Below are 24755 nucleotides of genomic sequence, written 5' to 3' on the forward strand. Positions count from 1 at the left end.
GATGATCGTGCTCGCGACATTCTTCTGGGGTTGGCTGCTTGGCGCCGCGCTGCTCGGCTTCGGCATGGGCTGGATTGCGGTGGTGCATCGGGCGCAGGGCGTCTCGAAGGTGTGGATGCGCTGGCTCGCGCTGCTTGCCGCCGCCATCGTCGCGGCGTCGGTTGCGCGGGTCGTGCCCGGCCGCTTCGGCTACTGGCTCGACCTGTTCCTGATCATGTTCGCGCTCTATCTGGTCGGCTGCGCGATCGGCTCCTGGCTGCGCGACTGGGTGGTTTCGCGCAGCAGGCCGGCGAACTGACCCCAAATCCTTAATCCAGCAGGCCTGAGCGACCTCGCCAAGCGCTCGGCGAGCCGGGTTCATTTTATAGCTTGACATCAATACGTACGTACGTATTAGACTGGATGCATGCCAAAGCCCTCTCTCCGCGATGCCATCCTCGACGCCGGCCTGAAGGCAATGTTCCGGACCGGCTATCACGGCACGAGCGTGCGCGACGTCACCGCCGCCGCTGGCGCGCCGCAGGGCTCGTTCACCAACCACTTCCGCTCGAAGGAGCTGTTCGCGTCGGAAGTGCTCGACCGTTACTTCCACTACGTGCGCGGGCTCGTTGCGGAAGCACTCGGCGACACGACCCTGACGCCGCGCGACAGGCTCCGGCGCTATCTCGATCTCATCACCGGCAAGCTCGCGTATGACGGCTTCACCCGCGGCTGCCTGATCGGCGATTTCAGCCTCGAGGCGTCGGGCTCGAGCGAGATGCTGCGCGCGCAGCTCGACGACATCTTCCGGGAATGGCGCGTGCCGTTCGCCGCCTGCATCAGCGAGGCCCAGGCCAAGCGCGAGATCGCGTCCGACTTCGATCCCGATGCGCTTGCCGATTTCCTGCTCGCATCCTGGCAGGGCGCGATGCTGCGCATGAAGGTCGAGCGCAGCGCCGACGCGCTCGAGCGTTTCAAGACGATCGCCTTCCAAACCGTGTTCAAGGAGTTGCCATGACCACTTCTGCCGACATCAGCCTGCATCATCGCGCCGTGCTCGGGACCACGATGGCCTATCGCGAGATCGGGCGCAGCAACGCGCCGCACGTGCTGTTCCTGCACGGCAATCCGACGTCGTCCTATATCTGGCGCAACATCATGCCGCTGGTCGCGCCGGTCGGACACTGCATCGCGCCCGACCTGATCGGCTACGGTCTGTCCGGCAAGCCCGACATCGCCTACCGCTTCTTCGACCATGCGGACTATCTCGATGCGCTGATCGACGAGCTCAGCATCAGCTCGGCGTATCTCGTCGCGCAGGATTGGGGCACGGCGCTCGCGTTCCATCTCGCTGCGCGCCGTCCGCAATTGGTGCGCGGGCTCGCGTTCATGGAGTTCATCCGCCCGATGCGGGATTGGTCGGACTTTCACCAGCACGAGGCCGCACGGGACACGTTCCGGAAATTCCGCACGCCGGGAGTGGGCGAGACGATGATCCTCGACAACAATGCGTTCGTCGAACGCGTGCTGCCCGGCTCGATCCTGCGAAAGCTCAGCGAAGAAGAGATGGAAGCTTACCGTGCGCCGTTTCCAGCGCGCGAGAGCCGCAAGCCGACCCTGATGCTGCCGCGCGAGCTGCCGATCGCGGGCGAGCCTGCCGATGTCGATCAGGCGCTCACCACGGCGCACGCGGCGCTCGCGGCATCGACCTATCCGAAGCTGCTGTTCGCGGGTTCGCCGGGGGCATTGGTGTCACCGGGCTTCGCCGCCGATTTCGCGGCCAAGTTGCAGCATTGCGCGGTCATTCAGCTCGGCGCCGGCGCGCACTATCTGCAGGAAGACCATCCGGAGGCGATCGGCCGCTCGGTGGCTGGCTGGATCGCCGGCATCGAGGCTGCGAACGCCCAGCATCTCGCAGCATGAGTGGGGAGCGCACGCCATGACCGACCTCTCGATCACCTGTTGCCGTCCCTGCGGCTACGAGAAGCGCGCCAGGGAAGCCGCCGCGCTGCTGCGCGAACGCCTTGGCCTCGATGCGGAGCTGGTGCCCGGCAAGGGCGGCATCTTCGAGGTCAGGCTTGGCGGCAAAGTGATCGCCAAGCGCGTGAAGGGACATTTCCCCGATGCCGCCGAAATCGTCACCGCGGTGACTACGGCGCGGGCGTAAAAATTGACGCAGGCCTGCTTGATCGCCGTCGCATGACCATTGCGGCGGCGATTTTTGTTGCGTGGGCGCCGCCGCGCCGCTCCCGCTCCCGTAGTTTCCCGGATGGCCTTGCTCAGCGTTGGGCGGGCTAACTGCCGTACGTCGATGTCAAGTCTTGTCGAAGGTGGCGGGAAACGCGCATATTTGTGCACCCGCTGTCATGAATCATCCCTAATATCTTGAAGATGCGCGTTTTATCGTCGTTTGACGAATTCCACTCCGGCTTAAAACGCGCTACAGGGGGCGGGGCACAGCGAAGCGCCGGCGGAGTTCGCCCGGGAGCCGTCGTCGCGGGATCGCAATTCGAGGTCTAGATGCTGGAAGCAATACGCAGGGCGATGGCGTTTCTGCGCCAGAAGCAAATCCTGCATCGGCTCGGTGTTGTGATCAGCATCGCCGTCATCGGCATCGCCTGCTACGTCCTCTATCACATGCTGCGCGGCATAGACACCAATGAGGTGCTCGAGGCCATCAAGAGCACCGAGCCGCGACAAATCGCGCTGGCGGGACTGTTCGTCGCAGCCGGCTACTTCACGCTGACCTTCTACGATCTGTTCGCGGTGCGCGCGATCGGTCACGCCCACGTGCCCTATCGCGTCAATGCGCTCGCGGCCTTCACCTCCTATTCGATCGGCCACAATGTCGGGGCCAGCGTCTTCACCGGCGGCGCGGTGCGCTACCGGATCTATTCGGCCTGGGGGTTGAACGCGATCGACGTCGCCAAGATCTGCTTTCTCGCCGGCCTGACCTTCTGGCTCGGCAATGCCGCCGTGCTCGGGCTCGGCATCGCCTATCATCCGGAAGCCGCAGCCAACATCGACCAGCTGCCGCCCTGGCTCAACCGCACCCTGGCGTGCGGCATCATCATCGCGTTGGTCGCCTATGTGGTCTGGGTCTGGACGCAGCCGCGGGTGGTCGGCCGCGGTCCCTGGACGGTGACCCTTCCCGGCGGCCCGCTGACGCTGCTGCAGATCGCGATCGGCATCGTCGACCTCGGCTTCTGCGCGCTGGCGATGTACGTGCTGGTGCCAGACGAGCCCAATCTCGGCTTCGTCGTGGTCGCGGTCATCTTCGTGTCGGCGACCCTGCTCGGCTTCGCCAGCCACTCCCCCGGCGGGCTCGGGGTGTTCGACGCCGCCATGCTGGTCGGCCTCTGGCAGATGGACCGCGAGGACCTGCTCGGCGGTATGCTGCTATTCCGGCTGCTCTACTATATTGCGCCATTCGTCATATCTGTAATCTTGCTGACGTTTCGGGAGGTTATTGTCGGCGCCCGACTCAAACGGCTGCCGCAGACTGATTCGGGTCCCCGCGCCGAGCCGCACCACGAGGCGGTTCTGGTCCGCAAGCGCGGTGACTCCGGCGTCTGATGACGCGGCCCGATGCCTCCCGAGGGAAGGTCGACGTGACCGTGCCCGGGCGAGACATGAACAAACGGGAAGAAAGCCGCCGCAATGGCAATTGACGATACGCCGCAATCGATCTTCTCGCCCTGGCCCGACCGCTTGCGCCATTCTGCGCTGATCCTGCTCGCTGCCGCGCTGGCGCTGAGCGTCGTGGTCGCGCTCGGCGAGTTGTCGCTGGTGCGCGCCTGCGCGGTGTTCGTCTGCATTGCGGCCGCGGCGCTGGTGCCATGGCGGCTGCATGATGCCGGCACCTCGCGCGAGGATGTCCGCCACGGCAATCCGGTCGAGGCTAGCGCCGTCAGCGCCGTCGTCGCCGGCATGCCGGACCCGGCCGTGCTGCTCGACCGTGCCGGACGCGTCATCCATCTCAACAGCGCCGCGGCCCAGCTTGCGCCGGCGCTGCGCAAGAACGAATTGGCGCAATTTGCCCTGCGTTCGCCGGAGATTATCACCGCATTGCGCGAGGCGATCGCGACCACCGAGCCGCGCCGCGCCACCTACTCCGACCACGTTCCGATCGATCGCTGGATGGAACTGGTGATCACGCCGGTGCCGGTGCCGACCCAGTTCGGCGGCACCGAGAAATGCATGCTGATGACCTTCCACGACCTGACGCCGCTGCGCCGGGTCGAGGAAATGCGCGCCGACTTCGTCGCCAATGCCAGCCACGAACTGCGCACGCCGCTCGCCGCATTGTCCGGTTTCATCGACACGCTGCAGGGGCCGGCGCGCGAGGACGCGCGGGCGCGCGAGCGCTTCCTCGGCATCATGCACACGCAGGCCACCCGTATGGCGCGGCTGATCGACGACCTGCTGTCGCTGTCGCGGGTCGAACTGTCGGCCCATGTGCGGCCCGAGGCCTCGATCGATATCGTGCCGATCATCCGCCAGGTGGCCGACGGGCTCGAGGCGCTGGCCAGCGAGCGTCAGGTCGAGATCGATGTCGACCTGCCACAGGGCCCGGTCACGATCGCCGGCGACCGCGAGGAACTGCTCCGCCTGTTCGAGAACCTGATCGAGAACGCGCTCAAATACGGCGCCTCGGGCGGCCGCGTCATAGTGTCGCTCAATCAGGCCGTTTCGGGCGCATCGGGCGAGGGGAGCCCCGAAATCCGGGTCATGGTACGGGATTTCGGCCCCGGCATCGCCCCGGAGCACCTGCCGCGGCTGACCGAGCGGTTCTACCGGGTGGACGTCGGCGACAGCCGTAACCAAGGCGGAACCGGCCTCGGATTATCGCTGGTGAAACATATTCTTAACCGTCATCGCGGGCGTCTTCTGATCGAGAGCGTGCCGAAGAATGGCGCGACTTTTACCGCCTGTTTTCCCCGGCCGAAGACCCCGCTGCCGACCCAAAGCTAAGCGTTTCCAGCTGCTTAGCATTGTCATCCAACTGTCATCCAACCTTCGTAAAAGCAGCACCGACCGCTCCTAGACGGACCGGCGTGGGCGCGATCGGGCGCAATTGGCGCTTCGCTCACAAGATGGAGACCACCCCATGAATTTCATCAAAGCAATCGTCGTTGCCGGCATGGTGGCCGCTTCGACGTCAGCCTTCGCTGCCGATATCACCGGCGCAGGCGCAACGTTTCCGTTCCCGATCTATTCGAAGTGGGCTGACGCCTACAAGAAGGACACCGGCAATGGCCTGAACTATCAGTCGATCGGTTCCGGCGCCGGCATCAAGCAGATCCAGGCCAAGACCGTGACCTTCGGCGCGACCGACGCGCCGCTCAAGCCCGAGCAGCTCGAGAAGGACGGCCTCGTCCAGTGGCCGATGGTGATGGGCGCGATCGTTCCGGTCGTGAACGTCGAAGGCATCAAGCCCGGCGATCTCGTGCTTTCGGGCGAAGTGCTCGGCGACATCTACCTCGGCAAGATCACCAAGTGGAATGACGCGGCGATCGCCAAGCTCAATCCGAAGCTGACCCTGCCGGCCGACGCGATCACCGTCGTGCGCCGTTCGGATGGTTCGGGCACCACCTTCAACTTCACCGACTACCTGTCCAAGACAAACGCCGACTGGAAGTCCAAGGTCGGTTCCGGCACCGCGGTCGAGTGGCCGGTCGGCGTCGGCGCCAAGGGCAACGAAGGCGTTGCCGGCAACATCAGCCAGACCAAGAACGCGATCGGCTATGTCGAATACGCCTATGCCAAGCAGAACAAGCTGACCTACACCGCGCTGGTCAACAAGGCCGGCAAGACCGTGCAGCCGACCATCGCCGCCTTCCAGGCTGCGGCGTCGAACGCCGACTGGTCCAAGGCTCCCGGCTACTACGTGATCCTGACCGACCAGCCGGGCGAAGCCTCCTGGCCGATCACCGCGGCGACCTTCATCCTGATGCACAAGGACTCGACCGACAAGGCGGCCTCGCAGGAAGCGCTCAAGTTCTTCAAGTACGCCTTCGAGAAGGGTGGCAAGGCCGCCGAAGAGCTCGACTACATCCCGATGCCGGAATCGGTCGTCAAGCTGATCGAGAAGACCTGGGCCGCGGACATCAAGAGCTAAGTCTGGCGCTTCGAACCACGCCTGTGCCGCCTCTCGAGGGCGGCACAGGTTGAGCGATTTGGGATCCTGGCTCCATCACCGCGGCAAGAAACGCGGGGCGGGCCGCGCCTCGGGAGGCGTAACCGGAACGACGCCCGGCCCAATGCGTCAGTGAAGATCGCTTCGGGGCGTAGCGGTTTGCGTGGCTTTCACATAGTAATGAGGGAATTGGCGTGGCAGACATGGCTGTTCAGAGCGATGTGATGGAAGCCGCCGGACCTTATGATCGCGCCAAGGCCCTCAGCGCCTTCAAGCTCGGTGATCTCACCTTCTATTGGATCACCCGTATCTCGGCGATTTCGGTCCTGTTGATCCTCGGCGGCATCATTCTGTCGCTGATCGCGGGCGCCTGGCCGGCGATGAAGGAATACGGCTTCGCTTTCCTCTGGACACAGCGCTGGGCGCCCTCGGCCGATCCGCCGGTGCTCGGTGCGCTCGGCCCGATCTACGGCACGCTGATCACCTCCGTCATCGCGATGCTGATCGCCATTCCGGTCGGCATCGGCATCGCCGTGTTCCTAACCGAGCTCTGCCCGCAAGTGCTGCGCCGTCCGATCGGCATCGCCATCGAGCTGCTCGCCGGCATCCCCTCGATCATCTACGGCATGTGGGGCTTCTTCGTGCTGGGCCCGTTCCTGGCCAACACGTTCCAGCCCTTCATGATCCGGATATTCGAGGGCGTCCCGGTGCTCGGCGCGGTGTTTGCCGGCCCGCCGTCCTATCTCAGCCTGTTCAACGCCGCGCTGATCCTGGCCATCATGGTGCTGCCCTTCATCACCGCGATCTCGGTCGACGTGTTCAAGACCGTGCCGCCGGTGCTGAAAGAAGCCGCCTACGGCATGGGCTGCACCACTTGGGAAGTCGTCCGCAGCGTCGTGATCCCCTACACCCGGGTCGGCGTGATCGGCGGCATCATGCTGGCGCTCGGCCGCGCGCTCGGCGAGACCATGGCGGTGACCTTCATCATCGGCAACTCGTTCCGCATCTCGTCGTCGATCTTCGCGCCGGGCACCACGATCTCGGCGGCGATCGCCAGCGAATTCGCCGAGAGCGACGGCCTGCACCAGTCCGGCCTGATCCTGCTCGGCCTCTTGCTGTTCGTGCTGACCTTCTTCGTGCTCGCCGGCGCGCGGCTGATGCTGATGCGGCTTGAAAAGAAGGCGGGGAAGTAACGCCATGAACCCGATCTACAAATCCCGCCGCCGCAGCGACATCGTCGTTCGCACGCTCTGCGTCGGCGCGGCGTTGTTCGGCGTCACCTGGCTGGCGCTGATCCTGATCACGCTGCTCTACAACGGCATCGCAGGCCTCAGCGTGCAACTGTTCACCCAGAATACGCCGCCGCCGGGCTCGACCGATGGCGGCCTGCTCAATGCCATCGTCGGCTCCGTGATCATGACGGTGATCGGCGTCGGCATCGGCGCGCCGCTCGGCCTGTTCGCCGGCACCTACCTTGCCGAGTACGGCAAGCACGACAAGCTCACCTCGGTGATCCGCTTCATCAACGACATCCTGCTCAGTGCGCCGTCGATCATCATCGGCCTGTTCATCTATGGCGCGGTGGTGGTGCCGATGCGCGGCTTCTCGGCGATCGCGGGTGCGCTTGCGCTCGCAGTGATCGTGATCCCGGTCGTGGTGCGCACCACCGAGGACATGCTGCTGCTGGTGCCCAACCCGCTGCGCGAGGCGGCCTCCGCGCTCGGCCTGCCGCGTTCGCTGGTGATCAAGCGGATCGCTTATCGTGCTGCGCGCAGCGGGTTGATCACCGGCGTGCTGCTGGCGACCGCCCGCGTCGCGGGCGAGACCGCGCCGCTGCTGTTCACCGCGCTGTCGAACCAGTTCTTCAGCTGGGACTTGACCAAGACGATGGCCAACCTGCCGGTGACCATCAACAACTTCGTGCAGAGCCCCTACGCCTACTGGAAAGAGCTGGCGTGGAGCGGTGCGCTGCTCATCACCTTCACCGTGCTCGCGCTGAATATCGGCGCGCGTATCCTTGGTGCCGAAAGGGCCGCAAAATGACCGAGCTTTCCGTCTCCACGACCGCCGCGAGCCACGTTCCGCAGGTGCCGCTGCCGGAAGCGCCGCCGAAAGTCACGGTGCGCAACCTCAACTTCTATTACGGCGAGCACCACGCGCTGAAGAACATCAACCTGACGCTCGGCACCAACCGCGTCACGGCGTTCATCGGCCCGTCGGGCTGCGGCAAGTCGACCCTGCTGCGCATCTTCAACCGGATGTATGATCTCTATCCGGGCCAGCGCGCTGTCGGCCAGCTGATGCTGGACCAGACCAACATTCTTGATCCCAAGCTCGACCTCAATCTGCTGCGCGCGCGCGTCGGCATGGTGTTCCAGAAGCCGACGCCGTTCCCGATGACGATCTACGAGAACATCGCCTTCGGCATCCGCCTCTACGAGAAGATCTCGAAGTCCGAGATGGACGACCGGGTCGAGAAGGCGCTGCGCGGCGGTGCGCTGTGGAACGAGGTCAAGGACAAGCTGAACGCTTCCGGCCTGTCGCTTTCTGGCGGCCAGCAGCAGCGGCTGTGCATCGCGCGCACCGTGGCGGTGCGTCCCGAGGTGATCCTGTTCGACGAGCCGTGCTCTGCGCTCGATCCGATCTCGACCGCCAAGGTCGAGGAACTGATCCAGGAGCTCTCCGAGGACTACACGATCGCGATCGTCACCCACAACATGCAGCAGGCGGCGCGCGTCTCCGACAAGACCGCCTTCATGTATCTCGGCGAGCTGATCGAGTTCGACGACACCAACAAGATCTTCACCTCGCCGAGCGATCGACGCACCCAGGACTACATCACCGGCCGGTTCGGCTGAGGAGAATGACGATGGCTTCTGAACATACCGCCAAGGCATTCGACAGCGACCTGCAGGAATTGACCCGCCTGGTCGCCGAGATGGGCGGGCTCGTCGAGCGGATGATTACCGAGTCGGTCGACGCGCTGATCCGTCGCGACGTCGCGCTCGGCAAGCGCGTGGTCGCCGCGGACATCGAGATCGACAATCTGCAGCGTGTCATCGAAGAGCGCGCGGTGCTGACGATCGCCCGCCGCCAGCCGATGGCGATCGACCTGCGCGAGATCGTCAGCGCGATGCGCGTCGCCACCGATCTCGAGCGGATCGGCGACCTCGCCAAGAACATGGGCAAGCGCGTCGCGGCGCTGGAGAGCGATTTCCAGCCGCTGAAGCTGATCCGCGGCCTGGAGCACATGACCGACCTCGTGCTGTCGCAGGTCAAGTCGGTGCTCGACGCCTATGCCGCGCACGATCTGCCGGCGGCGATGAACGTCTGGAAGGGCGACGAGGAGGTCGACGCGATCTGCACCTCGCTGTTCCGCGAGCTCTTGACCTACATGATGGAGGATCCGCGCAACATCTCGTTCTGCATCCATCTGATGTTCTGCGCCAAGAACATCGAGCGGATCGGCGATCACGCCACCAATATCGCCGAGACCGTGTTCTACATGATCGAAGGCCAGCAGATCACCGACAAGCGTCCGAAGGGCGACATGACCAACTTTGCCACCACTGTGCCGGGTACCTAGGACATGATCCGCGGGCGCGGAGCCGGATTGTCTTCACGACAAGCCGTTTTCCGCAGGGGTTATGCTCAGGAAAGTAAGCGTTTCGGTTTGCGTCTGGGCAACGGATCACCACAGAGAGAGAACTTAAACCGATGAGCGCACGCATTCTGGTAGTCGAAGACGAGGAAGCGCTGACGACACTGTTGCGCTACAACCTCGATGCGGAAGGCTACGATGTCGAAACGGTGGGGCGCGGCGACGATGCCGACACCCGCCTGAAGGAGCGCGTTCCCGACCTCGTGGTGCTGGACTGGATGCTTCCGGGCCTGTCCGGCATCGAGCTGTGCCGTCGCCTGCGTGCGCGGCCCGAGACCAAGCAGCTTCCGATCATCATGCTGACCGCGCGCGGCGAGGAGAGTGAGCGCGTGCGCGGGCTTGCCACCGGCGCCGACGACTACATCGTCAAGCCGTTCTCGGTGCCGGAATTGCTGGCACGGGTGAAGGGCTTGCTGCGCCGTGCGAGTCCGGAGCGGCTTGCGACCGTGCTGACCTATGGCGACATCGAGCTCGATCGCGAGAAGCGCCGCGTGGCGCGCTCGGGCCGTCCGATCGATCTCGGGCCGACCGAGTATCGGCTGCTCGAATTCTTCCTCGAGCATCCCGGCCGCGTGTTCAGCCGCGAGCAGCTGCTCGACAGCGTCTGGGGCCGCGACATCTATATCGATGAACGTACCGTCGACGTGCATATCGGCCGCCTGCGCAAGCTGCTCAATCCCGGCCGCGAGCAGGATCCGATCCGCACCGTGCGCGGCGCCGGCTACGCGCTCGACGATCGCTTTGCAAAGGCCGAGCCGCAGCCGTAAGGCAGTGCAGCAATCGCAAGCACAATGTCGTTCCGGCTTTGGCCGGGACAACGCCGGTGAAGTAGCCGGGCTACGAGCCACAAAAAAATCCCCGCTTGCGCGGGGATTTGTTTTTGCAGTCCAGGCAGTTTCCCGAGTGCTTACTTGATCTGTGGCTTCGCCGAGGGCCGGCGGCGATCGGCGGCGGGCTGGTAGGCGACGCGCGAGTGATGCGCGCAATAGGGCAGGCCGGCGAGCGCCTTGCCGCCGCAGAAGAAGAATTCCGGGCTCGAGGGATCGCCGACTGGCCAGTGGCAGGTGGCCTCGTTGAGCTCGAGCAGCGACAGCCGCTGGCTCATCGGCACCACATTGTCGAAGGAGATCGGATCCGGCTCCATCTCGACCTCGAAAGCGTGCGCGAGCGCGGTGTTGCCGCGCGAGACCGGGCGCGCCACCCGCATCATGTGCTGGGCGGGGCGGGCCTTGCGCTGCCGCGGCGCGGCCGTGGAAGGGGCCTTGGCGCGGCCGGAGAGGCCGAGCCGATGCACTTTGCCGATCACGGCGTTTCGCGTCACATTGCCAAGTTCCGCCGCGATCTGGCTGGCCGAGAGGCCGGATTCCCAGAGCTTCTTCAGCTGCTCGACGCGATCGTCGGACCAGGTCAATACCGTCATCGCATTCTTCCTTTCGCATGGCGCCGGCCAATCAACGGAGCGGCGCTGCGAGCCAATCTGGACAAATATCCCTGCGGCCAGAATCCCTTAGCCCTCGCCGGGCACGGTGTTGCGCCCGAACGTTTACGCGAGAACGAAGGCTACTTAGAGGGTCCAGTACTGCCGCACGAGATGTCGTACCCGACAGGTCAAACGCTACAATATGGCGTGACTCTGGCGCAAGAGTCCGCGGCCGTGCGTCCACATGTTCCCACACAGTTAAGCATTGCCGTGAGGCTTTTCCACCGCACCGGAATGCTCCGGATTGCGCTGGTTTCGCATCGCAGGAACGCCGGCAGGGGCCGGCTCCTGGCGATTGACACTGACCGGCCGCAGCATAGAATGATGTGCACGTGCCGCCCGCAAAGGCGGCCGTTTTGTTTTCCGAAGCTGGCGGTTGCTGCGCTGGCGTCAAGCCGCGCAGCAATTGACGGTTTCAAACCGGCAGTGAACGCCATGACCAACGCCTCGTCGCATCTGCTCCCCGTCTTCGCCAGGGTCGATCTCGGCTTCGAGCGCGGTGAGGGCGCCTGGCTGATCGCAACCAGCGGCGACCGCTATCTCGACTTCACCTCGGGTGTCGCGGTGAACGCGCTCGGACATGCGCATCCGCATCTGGTCAAGGCGCTGCAGGAGCAGGCGACCAGGCTCTGGCACATGTCGAACCTGTTCAAGAGCCCGGACGGCGAAGTGCTCGCCGCGCGGCTGTGCGAGCAGAGCTTTGCCGACTTTGTGTTTTTCTGCAATTCCGGCGCGGAAGCGATGGAGGGCGTGATCAAGCTGGTCCGCCACTACCACTTCTCCAAGGGCCATCCCGAGCGCTACCGCATCATTACCTTCGAAGGCGCCTTCCATGGCCGCACGCTGGGTACGCTGGCTGCGACCGGCTCGGCGAAATACCTCGAAGGTTTCGGCCCGCCGATGGACGGCTTCGACCAGGTGCCGCACGGCGACATCGAGGCGGTGAAGAAGGCGATCGGCCCGAACACCGCCGGCATCCTGATCGAGCCGGTGCAGGGCGAGGGCGGCGTGCGCTCGGCGCCGCAGGCCTTCTTCAAGGCGCTGCGCGCCCTGTGCGACGAGCACGGCCTGCTGCTCGCATTCGACGAGGTGCAGACCGGCATGGGCCGCACCGGCGAGCTGTTCGCCTACAAGCGCACCGGCGTCACGCCGGACGTGATGTCGCTGGCGAAGGCGCTCGGCGGCGGCTTCCCGATCGGCGCGGTGCTGGCGACCGCGCAGGCCGCGGCCGGCATGGCGCCGGGCTCGCACGGCTCAACCTTCGGCGGCAATCCGCTCGCAGTCGCCGCCGCCAATGCCGTGCTCGACGTTATGCTCAAGCCCGGCTTCTTCGAGCACGTGCAGAAGATGTCGCTGCTGCTCAAGCAGAAACTCGCGTCGGTCGTCGACCGCTATCCCGGCGTGCTGTCGGAGGTGCGCGGCGAGGGCCTGTTGATCGGCGTCAAGGCCGTGGTGCCCTCGGGCGATCTGATCGCCGCGCTGCGCAACGAGAAGCTGCTCACCGTCGGCGCCGGGGACAACGTGGTGCGGTTCCTCGCGCCTCTGATCGTGACCGAGGCCGAGATCGACCAGTCGATCGTCTCGCTCGAGCGCGCCTGCGCGACATTGTCGGCGACGCAGCCGAAGAAGGCGGCTGGATAATGAGCAAGCCGGTCCGTCACTTCCTCGACATCAACGAGCTGCCGCTCGCCGAGCTGCGCAACATGCTCGAAGCCGGCGCCGCCATGAAGGCGAAGCTGAAGGCGCATGAGAAGCCCAGGAAGCCGCTCGAAGGCAAGACGCTGGCGATGATCTTCGAGCGCCCGTCGACCCGCACCAGGGTGTCGTTCGACGTCGGCATGCGCCAGCTCGGCGGTGAATCGATCATGCTGACCGGCGCGGAGATGCAGCTCGGCCGCGGCGAGACCATCGCCGACACCGCGCGCGTGTTGTCGCGCTATGTCGATGCGATCATGATCCGCATCCTCAATCATGACGCGCTGCTCGAACTCGCCGCCCACGCAACGGTGCCCGTCATCAACGGCCTGACCCGGCGCTCGCATCCCTGCCAGGTGATGGCCGACCTCATGACGTATGAGGAAAAGCGCGGCTCGATTCAGGGCAAGACGGTGGCCTGGACCGGTGACGACAACAACGTGCTGGCCTCCTGGGCGCACGCCGCCGAGCGCTTCAAGTTCAATCTCAACATTGCGACGCCGCCCGAGCTCTCGCCGAAGAAGCCGATGCGGGACTGGATCAAGGCCACCGGCGCGCCGATCGTGCTCGGCACCGATCCGGAAGCCGCCGTGCGCGGCGCCGACTGCGTCGTCACCGACACCTGGGTGTCGATGGGCGACAAGGAGGGCGAGCACCGCCACAACGTGCTGAAGCCCTATCAGGTCAATGCCAAGCTGATGTCGCTCGCCAAGCCGGACGCACTGTTCATGCACTGCCTGCCCGCGCATCGCGGCGAGGAGGTCACCGACGAGGTGATCGACGGTCCGCAATCGGTGGTGTTCGACGAAGCGGAAAACCGCCTGCATGCGCAGAAGGGCATTCTGGCCTGGTGTTTCGACGCGGTCGCGTAGTCGTAGATCAGTAGATGTTGCCGTCCCGGCGAAGGCCGGACCCATACGCCCCGGCCCGTGAAAAGGCACAAGGGGAGACGCCTCGTGCCGCGACAAAATCCTGTGGTTAGGGTCTGTGCTTTCGCAGGGACGACGTCGATCCTCGGTATGCTGAACCCCTTTATTTCACGGTCCGAGACCCCAGATAGAGCGCCATGGTTTCACAATCCCCCGACATCAAAATCCAGCCCGAGACGCCCGTTCGCGCGCCGTCTGCGGTTCCTGTCGACGATGCCGTGCTGGCCTTCGAGGTCGGCGCGCTGGACCTGCGCGGCCGGCTGACCCGGCTCGGCCCCGCGCTCGACGAGATCCTGCACAAGCACGATTATCCGCCGGCGGTCGGCAAGCTGCTCGGCGAGGCCATCGTGCTGACCACGCTGCTCGGCTCGTCGGTCAAGTTCGAGGGCCGCTTCATCCTGCAGACCCGGACCGAAGGCCCGGTCTCGCTCCTGATCGTCGATTTCCAGGCGCCCGATCGGCTGCGCGCCTATGCGCGCTACGATGCCGCGCAACTCAAGCCCGGGCAAACTTCAGGCGAACTGCTCGGCAAGGGCCACCTTGCGATGACGATCGATCAGGGCTCCAATACCAGCCGCTACCAGGGACTGGTCGCGCTCGACGGCGGCGGCCTGGAAGAGGCGGCTCACGAATATTTCCTGCGCTCGGAGCAGATTCCGACCCGGGTCCGCCTTGCGGTCGGCGAGGAGATGCGCGGCGGCGAGGGCGGCAAGCTGCACTGGCGCGCCGGCGGCATCCTGCTGCAATTCCTGCCCAAGGCGCCCGAGCGCGCCAAGCAAGCCGATCTGCATCCCGGCGATGCCCCCGAAGGCACAGCCGCCCATAGCGTGCCGGATGACGATGCCTGGGTCGAGGGACAGTCGCTGATCTCCACCGTCGAGGACGTCGAGCTGATCGATCCCGATCTCTCCGGCGAGCGGCTGTTGTACCGCCTGTTCCACGAGCGCGGCGTGCGCGTCTTCAATCCGCAGCCGCTGCGCGCGCAGTGCTCCTGCTCGCGCGATGCGGTGTCGTCGATGCTGAAGAGCTTTGCGCCGAACGATCGCGCCGAGATGGTCAAGGACGGCAAGGTCGTCGTCACCTGCGAGTTCTGCTCGTCGGTGTACGAATTCACGCCGGAAGAGGCGGGCGTCGAGTAGACGCGTCGATCGTAGCCCGGATGGAGCCGTCAGTTCAGCACCCGCTTCCCATCCGGGCTCGGGCTGTCCAGCGAGAATGTCGGCACGTCGATGCTGAAGCGCTCACCGGCTTCGGTGACCATCTGGTAGCTGCCGGTCATGAAGCCGGAGGCGGTCGGCAGCGGCACGCCTGAGGTGTATTCGAAGCGCTCGCCGGGCGCGAGCACCGGCTGCTCGCCCACCACGCCCTCGCCGCGCACCTCCTGGCGGCGGCCGGTGGCGTCGGTGATGATCCAGTGCCGCGTCCGCAGCTGCACCGTTTCCGGGCCCGAATTGACGATCACGATCTTGTACGACCAGAAATACTCGCGCCGGTCGATCGACGAGCGCTCCGGCATGAAGTTCGGCTCGACGGTGACTTCGATCTGGCGGGTAACGGCGCGGTACATACGGCTCAATCCGGTGGTCGTGGTGCGTGATCCGCTTGCAAGGGGATCACGCTCAAACAATGCGCCATCATAGCCAATTGGCCAGCCGGAACCAATCGCCAGCCGGGCCGTGACCAGCCGGACCCGCGACGGTCCGTTCATCGTGGTTTCAACATAGTTCCGCTCTAAAGCGCGGCCGCATGTCGCCGCAGTCTGCGCTTTGTCGGCAAGTGGTGGACCGATATGATCCTTTCAGCACGGCCTGCGGGGGCGTCCGCGGCCGACATGGTGCTTGATGAGCTCGATTGCCGATCCCATAGCCGGTTCGCCGGTGCCTGATTCCAACACCGAGGCAAGGGCTGATGCCGAGGTGAAGGCGAAAGCTGCGGCGCCCGCGATCACGCTGCCGGCAGCCGGCGAGCGCGAGCTCCGGCTCGATCTGTTCCGCGGGCTCGCGCTGTGGCTGATCTTCATCGATCATTTGCCGACCAATCTTCTGACCTGGCTGACGATCCGCAACTACGGCTTCTCCGACGCCACCGAGATATTCATCTTCATCTCCGGCTACACCGCGGCCTTCGTCTATGGCCGGGCGATGCTGGAGGGCGGCTTCGTGATCGCCACCGCGCGCATCCTGCGCCGGGTCTGGCAGATCTATGTCGCGCATGTCTTCCTGTTCACGATCTTCCTCGCCGAGATCTCCTATGTCGCGACCTCGTTCGAGAACCCGCTCTACACTGAAGAGATGGGGATCATGGACTTCCTCAAGCAGCCCGACGTCACCATCGTGCAGGCGCTGCTGCTGCGCTTCCGTCCCGTCAACATGGACGTGCTGCCGCTCTACATTGTGCTGATGCTGTTCCTGCCGCTGATCCTGTGGCTGATGAAGTGGAAGCCCGACGTCACGCTCGGCCTGTCGGTGTTGCTCTACGCGCTGACCTGGCAGTTCGATCTTTACCTATCGGCCTATCCGAACGGATTCTGGGCATTTAACCCGTTCGCCTGGCAATTGCTGTTCGTGTTCGGCGCCTGGTGCGCGCTCGGTGGCGCGCGGCGGATGTCGCGCATCCTGTCGTCGAACATCACGATGTGGATCTGCATCGCCTATCTGGTCGCGTCGTTCTTCGTGACCCTGACCTGGTACGTGCCGCAGCTCGGCCACATCATGCCGAAGCTGATCGAGCAGTGGATGTATCCGATCAACAAGACCGACCTGGACGTGTTGCGGTTCGCGCATTTCCTGGCGCTTGCCGCGCTCACCGTGCGCTTCCTGCCTCGGGATTGGCCGGGCTTGAAATCGCGCTGGCTGCGACCATTGATCCTGTGTGGCCAGCACTCACTTGAGATATTCTGCCTCGGGGTATTCCTCGCCTTTGCCGGTCATTTCGTGCTTGCCGAGGTCTCGGGTGGTGCCGCACTGCACGCCTTGATCAGCGTGTGCGGCATCCTGATCATGTGCGGCATGGCGTGGATTATTTCGTGGTACAAGCACTCCGCTGACAAAGGCGCCTCGAAAAAAGGCGCCGCCGGCAACGCCGATCTGGCGGGAGGGGGAGCATGAAGTCCGCATGGACGATGCTGGGCCTGACGCTGCTGGCCGCCTGTTTGGCGGCAGCGCCCGCGCGCGCCGGCGACCCCCCCGAGCAGCCTGTACCGGCTCCGCCCTGCGATGTGCCGGCCTATCTGCTTTCGAGCGAGAGCGCGCTGCCGAAGGTCACCGACGCGGTGAAGGCCAGCCAGCCGCTCAACGTGCTGGTGGTCGGCAGCCGCTCCTCGACCATCCCGGGCAACGAGGCGAGCGCCTATCCGGCCACGATGCAGGCAGCCCTGAAGGAGGCGTTTCCGGCGGCCAAGATCGATTTATCCGTAGAATTACAGGGAAAGAGCACCGCGGAGGAGACTGCGGGAACCCTCGTTAAGCTTGTTGAAGCCAAAAAGCCTACTTTGGTTATCTGGCAGACCGGAACGGTCGATGCTATGCGAGCAGTCGATCCTGACGATTTCCGCACCGCCATCAACGATGGCGTTGTTGCGTTGCGGGGCGCCGGGGCCGACGTGGTGCTGGTCAACCTGCAATACAGCCCGCGTACGGAAACCATGATCTCTGCGCCGCCATATCTCGACAATATCAAGGTGGTGGCGCAGCAGCACGACGTTCCGCTGTTCGACCGCTTCGCGATCATGAAGCAGTGGAGCGACGCCGGATATTTTGACCTGTTCAGCACCTCGCATGGTGTCGACCTGGCCAAGAAGGTTCATGCCTGTCTCGGCCGCGCGCTGGCGAAATTCGTGATCGATGCGGCCCATCTGGGCCCGGTGCAGCAGAATTAGAGGAAGCCGAGTTGATGCGTTTTGCCTTCCCTTTTTGCTCTTCCGTACGGCGGAGCCTGTGCGCCGTCGCGGCGCTGGCGCTGCTCGCGCCGCTCTCGGTCGTGCCGTCGCGCGCGCAGACCGGCCAGGCCGACCAGCATGCGGCGCTGTCGTCGGATGCCAAGCCCTCGGCCGCGAGATCTGATGCAAGCAAGGGAGCCACGGTCGAAGCCGATGCGGCCAGTCCGCAGCCGCAACCGGGCGTCGCCGCGAAGGCGCTCGACAAGGTGAAGCAGGTGGCGAAATCCGCCAGCGACATCTTCCACCGCGTGCCCTGTCATCAGCCGACCGGCGTGCCGAACTCGACCGGCTCGCTGCCGCATGTCGCAGCCAAGCTCGCCGCCGGCAAGCCGGTCGTCATCATCGCGTTCGGCTCGTCCTCGACCCAGGGCTATGGATCGTCAGCACCGGAATTCACCTATCCGAGCCGGCTCGCCGCGCAGCTGCGCCGGCAGTATCCCTCCGCCGACATCACCGTGCTCAATCGCGGCAAGGGCGGCGAGGATGCCCCCGAGATGATGAAGCGGCTGCAGACCGAAGTGATCGACATGCATCCCGACATGGTGATCTGGCAGGTCGGCACCAACGCGGTGCTGCGCAACCTCGATCCGTCGGAGACCGCCAAGCAGGTCGAGGACGGCGTCGCGCGCATCCAGGCCGACGGCTCCGATATCGTGCTGGTCGATCCGCAATATTCGCCGCGCGTCACCGAGCGCCCCGAGAGCGCGCGCGGCATGGTGAAGCTGCTCGGCCGCATCGCTGCGCTGCGCCATGTCGGCATCTTCCCGCGCTTCGAGGTGATGCGCGACTGGCACGAGAAACAGGCGATCCCGATCGACGATTTCGTCATCGCCGACGGCCTGCACATGAACGACTGGGGCTACGCCTGCTTCGCCCAGCTGCTCGGCGACGACATCATCCGCTCGGTCGGCGCGATCAAGATCGGCGTCAACGTCCCCGCCGACGTGCGGACCTACCGGCCGATGTGATCGGTTTGCCGGCCGGCTCGACAGTCCCGCCACACGCACCAGCAATCTTGACCTCGCCGCGGTAATCCGCTCCCTTGGCGCCTCGACCAAGCCTCAAGGGAAACGCTCATGTCTTTCGTGCTGGCCATCGATCAGGGCACCACATCGTCGCGCGCCATGGTGTTTCGCAGCGATATTTCCATCGCCGCGGTCGCGCAGCAGGAGTTTCCGCAGCATTTCCCGGCCTCCGGCTGGGTCGAGCACGAGCCGGAGGACATCTGGACCTCGACCGTGATGGTGTGCCGCGAGGCGCTGGAAAAGGCCGGCCTCAAAGCCAGGGACATCGCCGCGATCGGCATCACCAACCAGCGCGAGACCACCGTGGTGTGGGACCGCGCCACCGGCCAGGCCGTGCACCGCGCCATCGTCTGGCAGGACCGCCGCACCGCCGACATCTGCGCCAAATTGAAGAGCGAAGGCCATGAGCCGGCGATCTCGGCCAAAACAGGATTGATCATCGACCCCTATTTCTCGGGCACGAAAGTCGCCTGGATCCTCGATCATGTGCCCGGCGCGCGCGAACGCGCCGAGCGCGGCGAGCTGTTGTTCGGCACCGTCGACTGTTACCTGCTGTGGCGGCTCACCGGCGGGCGGGTGCACGCGACCGACGCCACCAACGCCTCGCGCACGCTGCTGTTCAACATCCACACCGGTGCGTGGGACGACGACCTCATCAAGCTCCTGCGCGTGCCGCGCTCGATGCTCCCCGAGGTGAAGGATTCCTCCGCCCGGTTCGGCGAGAGCACGGCGGATCTGTTCGGCGGCCCGATCGCGATATCAGGCATCGCCGGCGACCAGCAGGCCGCGACCATCGGTCAGGCCTGCTTCGAGCCCGGCATGATGAAGTCGACCTACGGCACCGGCTGCTTCGCGCTGCTCAACACCGGCACCACGCCGGTCGCCTCGAAGAACAAGCTGCTCACCACGATCGCCTATCAGCTCAATGGCCAGCGTACCTACGCGCTCGAGGGCTCGATCTTCGTCGCCGGCAGCGCGGTGCAGTGGCTGCGCGACGGGCTCGGCATCATCAAGCACGCCGCCGAGACCGGACCGCTTGCCGACAAATCCGACTCGATGCAGAGCGTCTATCTGGTGCCGGCCTTCGTCGGCATGGGCGCGCCGTACTGGAATCCGCGCGTGCGCGGCGCACTGTTCGGCCTCACCCGCAACACCGGCCCGGCCGAGCTCGCGCATGCGACGCTGGAGAGCGTCTGCTACCAGACCTTCGACCTGTGGGCTGCGATGCGCACCGACTGGCCGGAGGCCAATGCCGCCAACACCGTGCTGCGCGTCGACGGCGGCATGACCGCTTCCGACTGGACCATGCAGCGGCTCGCCGATCTGCTCAACGCGCCGGTCGATCGCCCGATGATTCAGGAGACCACGGCGCTCGGGGCCGCCTATCTCGCCGGCCTCGACGCGGGCGTCTATCCGGAGCCCGCGAAATTCGCCGACAATTGGCGGCTCGAGCACCGCTTCAGGCCGGCGATGAGCGAGGCGACGCGTGATCGCAAGCTCGCCGGCTGGGCCCGCGCGGTGAAAGGCGTGCTGGCGAGCGACGAGGGGGAGTAGCGCCGGAGAAAAATTCCGGCTCAAGTCGCCTACCAAAAACAACAACCATCGGAGAACAACATGAACACGGATCTCAACCGCGTCGCGAAACTATTCACCGCCGCGCTCTGTACGGCAATGCTGGCCGCTCCCGCCGCGGCGCGCGAGAAGGCGAGCCCGCTGGTGGCGGCCCGCGAGATCAAGACCGACGTCGCCGGGCTGAACGCGCCGGGCCAGATCCTGGTCGACGTCTGGGGCATCCCGCACATCTATGCCGGCAACGAGCACGACCTGTTCTTCCTGCAAGGCTTCAACGCCGCGCGCGACCGGCTCTGGCAGATCGATCTCTGGCGCAAGCGCGGGCTCGGCCTGTTGGCGAAGGATTTCGGTCCCGCCTATGCCGAGCAGGACAAGGCGCTGCGCCTGTTTCTCTACCGCGGCGACATGAACGCGGAATGGGCAGCCTACGGTCCGAAGGCGAAGACCTATGCCGAGGCGTTCGTCGCCGGCGTCAATGCCTATGTCGCCGACGTCAAGGCCGGCAAGCGGCCGCTGCCGATCGAGTTCAGGATCGCCGGCAACATGCCGGAGCTGTGGTCGGCGGAGGATGTGGTGCGCGTCCGCAGCCATGGTCTCACCCGCAACGTCGCCTCCGAGGTGAAGCGTTCGCTGGTCGCCTGTGCTGCCGGCCTCGATGCCGATCGCTTCCGCGTCAAGCTGGAGCCCACCTGGACCACCAAGATTCCCGACGGGCTCGACCCGTGCAGCGTGCCGAAGGGCGTGCTCGCGGCCTATGACCTTGCCACGCGGCCGGTCAAGTTCGCCGCTCAGAAGGACCAGAAGGCCGCGCTGGCGCATGATCCCGATACATACCTTGCCGAAGCCGATCAGCAGCGCGACACCATCGGCTCCAACAACTGGGTGATCGCGGCCTCGCGCACCGCGACCGGACGTCCGATCCTCGCCAACGATCCGCATCGCGAGCACTCGGTGCCGTCGCTGCGCTACATTGTCGGCCTCAACGCGCCAGGCATCTCGGTGATCGGCGCCGGCGAGCCGGCGCTGCCCGGCATCTCGATCGGCCACAACGACACCATCGCGTTCGGCCTCACCATCTTCAACGTCGACCAGGAAGACCTCTACGTCTACGAGCTCAACCCGGACAACCCGAACCAGTACCGTTATGGCAGCGGCTGGGAGGACATGCGCATCGTGCACGAGAAGGAGCCGGTGAAGGGCGAGGCCGACCGCGACCTCGAGCTGAAGTTCACCCGCCATGGCCCGGTGATCTATGTCGACGCCGACAAGAAGCATGCGTTCGCGGTGCGCTCGATCTGGTTCGAGCCGGGCACCTCGGCCTATTTCGGCTCGTCAGACTACATGACCGCGAAGTCGTGGACCGGCTTCCTCGGCGCGATGCGGCGCTGGGGCGCGCCGTCGGAGAACCAAGTCTATGCCGACACCTCAGGCAATATCGGCTGGGTCGCCGCCGGCAAGACGCCGCGCCGCGTGAGCTTCGATGGCCTGATGCCGGTGCCCGGCGACGGCCGCTACGAGTGGCAGGGCTTTCTGTCGCTCGACGAATTGCCGAAGCAATACCAGCCGAAGCAGGGCTTCATCGCCACCGCCAACCAGATGAACCTGCCGGCGGATTATCCGGTCAATGAGCGGCGGGTCGGCTTCGAATGGTCCGACAGCGCGCGCTGGCAGCGCATCACCGAGGTGCTGCAGGCCAACAGCAAGGTGACGCTGGCGGACGCGATGGCGCTGCAGAACGACGACACCGGCATGCTGGCGCGGCGCCTGATCGCGCTGCTGAAGCCGCTCACGTCCGACGATGCCAACGTCAAGAAAGGTCTCGATCTCTTGAAGGCGTGGGACGCGCGCGACGCGGAAGACAGCGCGGCAGCCGCCGTCTACGAGGTCTGGATCGCCAACCATCTCGGCCCGGTGCTGCTCAAGACCACGGCGCCGAAGGCGTCCGAGCTAATCGCGCCGGAAGCCTCCAGCATTTCCGCGATCGTCGGCTATCTCGAAAAGCCGGACGCGGCGCTCGGCGGCGATCCCGCCGGCGGACGTGACCGCGTGCTGCGCGACAGCCTCGGCGAGGCGGTCGCCGACGTCGCCGGCAAGCTCGGGCCCGATGCATCGATGTGGCGCTGGGGCCGCCTGCATGTCGCCAGGTTCGATCACGCGCTGATGCCGCTCGCCGACAAGGCGACCGCGACGCAGATGCAGGTCGGCCCGCTCGCGTTCGGCGGCGCCGCCAACGTGCCGCGCGCCGCCACCTATCGCCGCTCCGATTATCACCTGCTCGCCGGTGCCTCGTTCCGCATGGTGCTCGATGTCGGCAATTGGGATGCGAGCCGCACCATCAACACACCAGGCCAATCCGGCGATCCCTTCAGCGGCCACTACCGCGACCTCGCACCGCTCTGGGCCACCGGCCAATATGTCCCGCTGCTCTACAGCCGCCCGGCGGTGGAAGCCGCAACCGCCGAGGCGATCACGCTGACGCCGAGGTGAGGGCGAGTACCTCACTGGCTGCGCCACAAACTCACCGTCGGCCCGCCGAAGGCCGGCCACAACCACCGATGCCAATTGCCCTTGCGTGCTGGGGCCCAGCGTCGTTCAACAATCCAACCCTGTGGTTATGGCTCCCGGCCTTCGCCCGGACGACGGCGAGTGTGATCCCCACCGAAAGATGGGTAACTTTGTTGCACGCCATTGCGTTGCATCTGCCGCGAGACATGCGGATATTTCCGACGAGCAATATGAAAACCGAGATTGCGTGATGACACTGACCGACGGCTATTCCGACATCCCTCCCGGCAAGATCGCCGCCGTCGTCACGCATCTGGAGATGATGCAACGTCCACCGCTTCGCGACGATCCGCCCGGCGCGTGGCGCCTGCGCAAGGTCGAGCCGCCGGCGCTCGACTGGTATCGCGATCTCTATCGCCGCGTCGGCGAAGAGTGGCTGTGGTTCACCCGCACCGGGCTCGAAGATTCCGATCTTGCGTCGCGGATCCACGGGCCCGGCATCGAGCTCTACGGACTGGCTGTGGACGGCCATGATGAAGGCCTGCTCGAGCTCGATTTCAGCGAGCCGGACGAATGCCAGCTGCTCTATTTCGGCGTCACCGCAAAATTCATCGGCACCGGCGCCGCGCGCTTCCTGATGAACCGCGCGCAGCAGATCGCCTGGTCGCGCGACATCACCCGTTTTTGGGTGCACACCTGCACCTTCGACCATCCCTCCGCGATCGCGTTCTACCAGCGCTCCGGCTTCCGCCCGTTCCTGCGACAGATCGAGGTGGCGGATGATCCAAGGCTCGATGGCAGATTGCCGCGCGATGCGGCGAGGCATGTGCCGGTGATTGGATAGCTCATGATGCAGACCGGATCATGATCCGGTTGCAACACAGCGCGAGCCATCTAGGATGGTGCAAAGCGCAACCGCTGACCCCGGCGTAGCCGCCACACTTCGAACGCCTGCTTTCAAGGCGCGCTCGGCCGCGGCATGACCTTCGAGATGACGGATGTTCCTGATCGGCCAATACGACTCGCCCTTTGTCCGCCGCACCGCGATTGCGCTGCGGCTCTATGGATTGCCGTTCGAGCACAGACCGTGGTCGACCTTTGGCGATGCAGAGAAGGTTGCGGCCTACAATCCGCTGCGGCGGGTGCCGACGCTGGTGCTCGATGATGGCGAAGCGCTGATCGAGAGCAGTGCGATCCTGGATTACCTCGACGAACTGGTCGGGCCGGAGCGGGCGATGATCGCGCGCTCGGGGCCCGAGCGGCGCAGGCATCTGCGCATCACGGCGCTCGCGACCGGGCTCGCCGACAAGGCGGTGAGCCTCGTCTATGAGCGTGTGCTGCGCAAGGAGCAACTGAAACTCTGGGTCGAGCGCTGCGAGGCGCAGATTGCGGGCGTGCTCGCGGTGCTGGAGCGGGAGCGTGCCGCGGTGCCGTCGCCTTATTGGCTGGGCGATCGCATCGGCCATGCCGACATCGCGGTCGCCTGCGCGCTGCGCTTCACCGGCGAGGCGCATCCGCATCTGTTCGAGGCACGCTATCCGGCGCTCAAGGCCCACGCCGCGCGCTGCGAAGCGCTGCCGGCATTCCAGGAGATCGTGCAGCCGCTGGCGCCGCCGAGCGGTTAGAGACGGTGACGTCTCGCGCGAGCGTTAGGTGAGCACGTTCTCAGGCTCCCTCTCCCCTTGTGGGAGAGGGTGGGGAGAGGGGTGGCTCCGGGCGAGATGATCGATGAAGGTACAATCCTCGCAACTTGCTCGCTTGTCGCCGTGACGGATACGGAGAGAGCGCGTCGTGTGGCACCCCTCTCCCTAACCCTCTCCCGCAAGGGGAGAG

24 protein-coding genes are annotated in these 24755 nt (G+C 65.3%); 22 read left to right on the forward strand and 2 right to left on the reverse strand.

All coding sequences use genetic code 11. The features are described 5' to 3' along the window. Position 1: 1 nt before the first annotated feature. From AKN83_RS24455 to phoB, 12 genes are all read left to right on the forward strand, one after another. Positions 2–298, forward strand: coding sequence for a hypothetical protein (locus tag AKN83_RS24455; protein ID WP_050403100.1), 297 nt, complete (start codon positions 2–4; stop codon positions 296–298). Positions 299–406: 108 nt separating this feature from the next. Continuing rightward, positions 407–997: a TetR/AcrR family transcriptional regulator gene (locus AKN83_RS24460; RefSeq protein ID WP_050403101.1), complete on the forward strand. Its 591-nt coding sequence runs from the start codon at positions 407–409 to the stop codon at positions 995–997. Next, positions 994–1902 carry a haloalkane dehalogenase gene (locus tag AKN83_RS24465; RefSeq protein ID WP_050403102.1) on the forward strand — a complete coding sequence of 303 codons (909 nt, stop codon included), beginning with the start codon at positions 994–996 and terminating at the stop codon, positions 1900–1902. Before AKN83_RS24460 ends, AKN83_RS24465 begins: the two co-directional genes overlap by 4 nt. A 16-nt stretch (positions 1903–1918) precedes the next feature. Beyond that, a complete protein-coding gene (locus AKN83_RS24470; protein ID WP_050403103.1) occupies positions 1919–2146 on the forward strand; it encodes a SelT/SelW/SelH family protein in 228 nt (75 codons plus the stop codon). Between the two features lie 353 nt (positions 2147–2499). Continuing rightward, the gene (locus AKN83_RS24475) at positions 2500–3555 is read left to right on the forward strand and encodes a putative bifunctional lysylphosphatidylglycerol flippase/synthetase (RefSeq protein ID WP_050403104.1); all 1056 of its coding nucleotides are present in this window, start codon (positions 2500–2502) and stop codon (positions 3553–3555) included. Positions 3556–3639: 84 nt separating this feature from the next. Further along, the gene (locus AKN83_RS24480) at positions 3640–4953 is read left to right on the forward strand and encodes an ATP-binding protein (protein WP_063695500.1); all 1314 of its coding nucleotides are present in this window, start codon (positions 3640–3642) and stop codon (positions 4951–4953) included. 136 nt (positions 4954–5089) lie between these two features. After that, a complete protein-coding gene (pstS, locus tag AKN83_RS24485) occupies positions 5090–6100 on the forward strand; it encodes a phosphate ABC transporter substrate-binding protein PstS (protein ID WP_050403105.1) in 1011 nt (336 codons plus the stop codon). A 221-nt stretch (positions 6101–6321) separates the two neighbouring features. Further along, positions 6322–7311 carry a phosphate ABC transporter permease subunit PstC gene (pstC, locus tag AKN83_RS24490; protein ID WP_050403106.1) on the forward strand — a complete coding sequence of 330 codons (990 nt, stop codon included), beginning with the start codon at positions 6322–6324 and terminating at the stop codon, positions 7309–7311. Between the two features lie 4 nt (positions 7312–7315). Continuing rightward, positions 7316–8161, forward strand: coding sequence for a phosphate ABC transporter permease PstA (pstA, locus tag AKN83_RS24495; protein WP_050403107.1), 846 nt, complete (start codon positions 7316–7318; stop codon positions 8159–8161). Then, positions 8158–8976, forward strand: coding sequence for a phosphate ABC transporter ATP-binding protein PstB (gene pstB, locus AKN83_RS24500; protein WP_050403108.1), 819 nt, complete (start codon positions 8158–8160; stop codon positions 8974–8976). The genes pstA and pstB overlap by 4 nt, the downstream gene beginning before the upstream one ends. An 11-nt stretch (positions 8977–8987) precedes the next feature. Beyond that, a complete protein-coding gene (gene phoU, locus AKN83_RS24505) occupies positions 8988–9704 on the forward strand; it encodes a phosphate signaling complex protein PhoU (RefSeq protein WP_050403109.1) in 717 nt (238 codons plus the stop codon). 131 nt (positions 9705–9835) lie between these two features. Beyond that, a complete protein-coding gene (phoB, locus tag AKN83_RS24510; RefSeq protein WP_016844067.1) occupies positions 9836–10546 on the forward strand; it encodes a phosphate regulon transcriptional regulator PhoB in 711 nt (236 codons plus the stop codon). A 140-nt stretch (positions 10547–10686) separates the two neighbouring features. Here the strand turns inward: phoB and AKN83_RS24515 are convergent, their stop codons facing one another. Beyond that, positions 10687–11199, reverse strand: coding sequence for a GcrA family cell cycle regulator (locus AKN83_RS24515; protein ID WP_021076557.1), 513 nt, complete (start codon positions 11197–11199; stop codon positions 10687–10689). A 495-nt stretch (positions 11200–11694) separates the two neighbouring features. On the opposite strand from AKN83_RS24515, the gene AKN83_RS24520 reads away from it, so the two are divergent. From AKN83_RS24520 to AKN83_RS24530, 3 genes are all read left to right on the forward strand, one after another. Then, positions 11695–12900 carry an aspartate aminotransferase family protein gene (locus AKN83_RS24520; RefSeq protein ID WP_050403110.1) on the forward strand — a complete coding sequence of 402 codons (1206 nt, stop codon included), beginning with the start codon at positions 11695–11697 and terminating at the stop codon, positions 12898–12900. Further along, the gene (argF, locus tag AKN83_RS24525) at positions 12900–13826 is read left to right on the forward strand and encodes an ornithine carbamoyltransferase (RefSeq protein WP_050403111.1); all 927 of its coding nucleotides are present in this window, start codon (positions 12900–12902) and stop codon (positions 13824–13826) included. The genes AKN83_RS24520 and argF overlap by 1 nt, the downstream gene beginning before the upstream one ends. Before the next feature lie 194 nt (positions 13827–14020). Further along, complete coding sequence (locus tag AKN83_RS24530) at positions 14021–15022, forward strand: Hsp33 family molecular chaperone (RefSeq protein WP_050403112.1); 1002 nt, start codon at positions 14021–14023, stop codon at positions 15020–15022. Between the two features lie 29 nt (positions 15023–15051). Here the strand turns inward: AKN83_RS24530 and apaG are convergent, their stop codons facing one another. Then, entirely contained in the window at positions 15052–15450 is a 399-nt protein-coding gene (apaG, locus tag AKN83_RS24535; RefSeq protein WP_050403113.1) for a Co2+/Mg2+ efflux protein ApaG, read from the reverse strand. A 274-nt stretch (positions 15451–15724) separates the two neighbouring features. Between apaG and AKN83_RS24540 the strand changes: the two genes are divergently transcribed. From AKN83_RS24540 to AKN83_RS24570, 7 genes are all read left to right on the forward strand, one after another. Then, positions 15725–16990 carry an OpgC domain-containing protein gene (locus AKN83_RS24540; RefSeq protein WP_063695501.1) on the forward strand — a complete coding sequence of 422 codons (1266 nt, stop codon included), beginning with the start codon at positions 15725–15727 and terminating at the stop codon, positions 16988–16990. Next, positions 16987–17760, forward strand: coding sequence for an SGNH/GDSL hydrolase family protein (locus AKN83_RS24545; protein ID WP_050403114.1), 774 nt, complete (start codon positions 16987–16989; stop codon positions 17758–17760). The genes AKN83_RS24540 and AKN83_RS24545 overlap by 4 nt, the downstream gene beginning before the upstream one ends. 14 nt (positions 17761–17774) lie before the next feature. Then, on the forward strand, positions 17775–18788 hold the full coding sequence (locus AKN83_RS24550; RefSeq protein ID WP_050403115.1) for an SGNH/GDSL hydrolase family protein: 1014 nt from the start codon (positions 17775–17777) through the stop codon (positions 18786–18788). Positions 18789–18896: 108 nt separating this feature from the next. Continuing rightward, on the forward strand, positions 18897–20399 hold the full coding sequence (gene glpK, locus AKN83_RS24555) for a glycerol kinase GlpK (RefSeq protein WP_050403116.1): 1503 nt from the start codon (positions 18897–18899) through the stop codon (positions 20397–20399). A 60-nt stretch (positions 20400–20459) separates the two neighbouring features. Next, a complete protein-coding gene (locus AKN83_RS24560) occupies positions 20460–22904 on the forward strand; it encodes a penicillin acylase family protein (RefSeq protein WP_050403117.1) in 2445 nt (814 codons plus the stop codon). Positions 22905–23172: 268 nt separating this feature from the next. After that, positions 23173–23766 (forward strand): GNAT family N-acetyltransferase, encoded by a 594-nt coding sequence (locus AKN83_RS24565; protein ID WP_050403118.1) that lies wholly within the window; start codon positions 23173–23175, stop codon positions 23764–23766. Between the two features lie 154 nt (positions 23767–23920). Further along, positions 23921–24547: a glutathione S-transferase family protein gene (locus tag AKN83_RS24570; RefSeq protein ID WP_050403119.1), complete on the forward strand. Its 627-nt coding sequence runs from the start codon at positions 23921–23923 to the stop codon at positions 24545–24547. Positions 24548–24755 lie beyond the last annotated feature (208 nt).

The sequence above is a fragment of the Bradyrhizobium embrapense genome (genome assembly GCF_001189235.2).
Taxonomy (GTDB): Bacteria; Pseudomonadota; Alphaproteobacteria; order Rhizobiales; family Xanthobacteraceae; genus Bradyrhizobium; species Bradyrhizobium embrapense.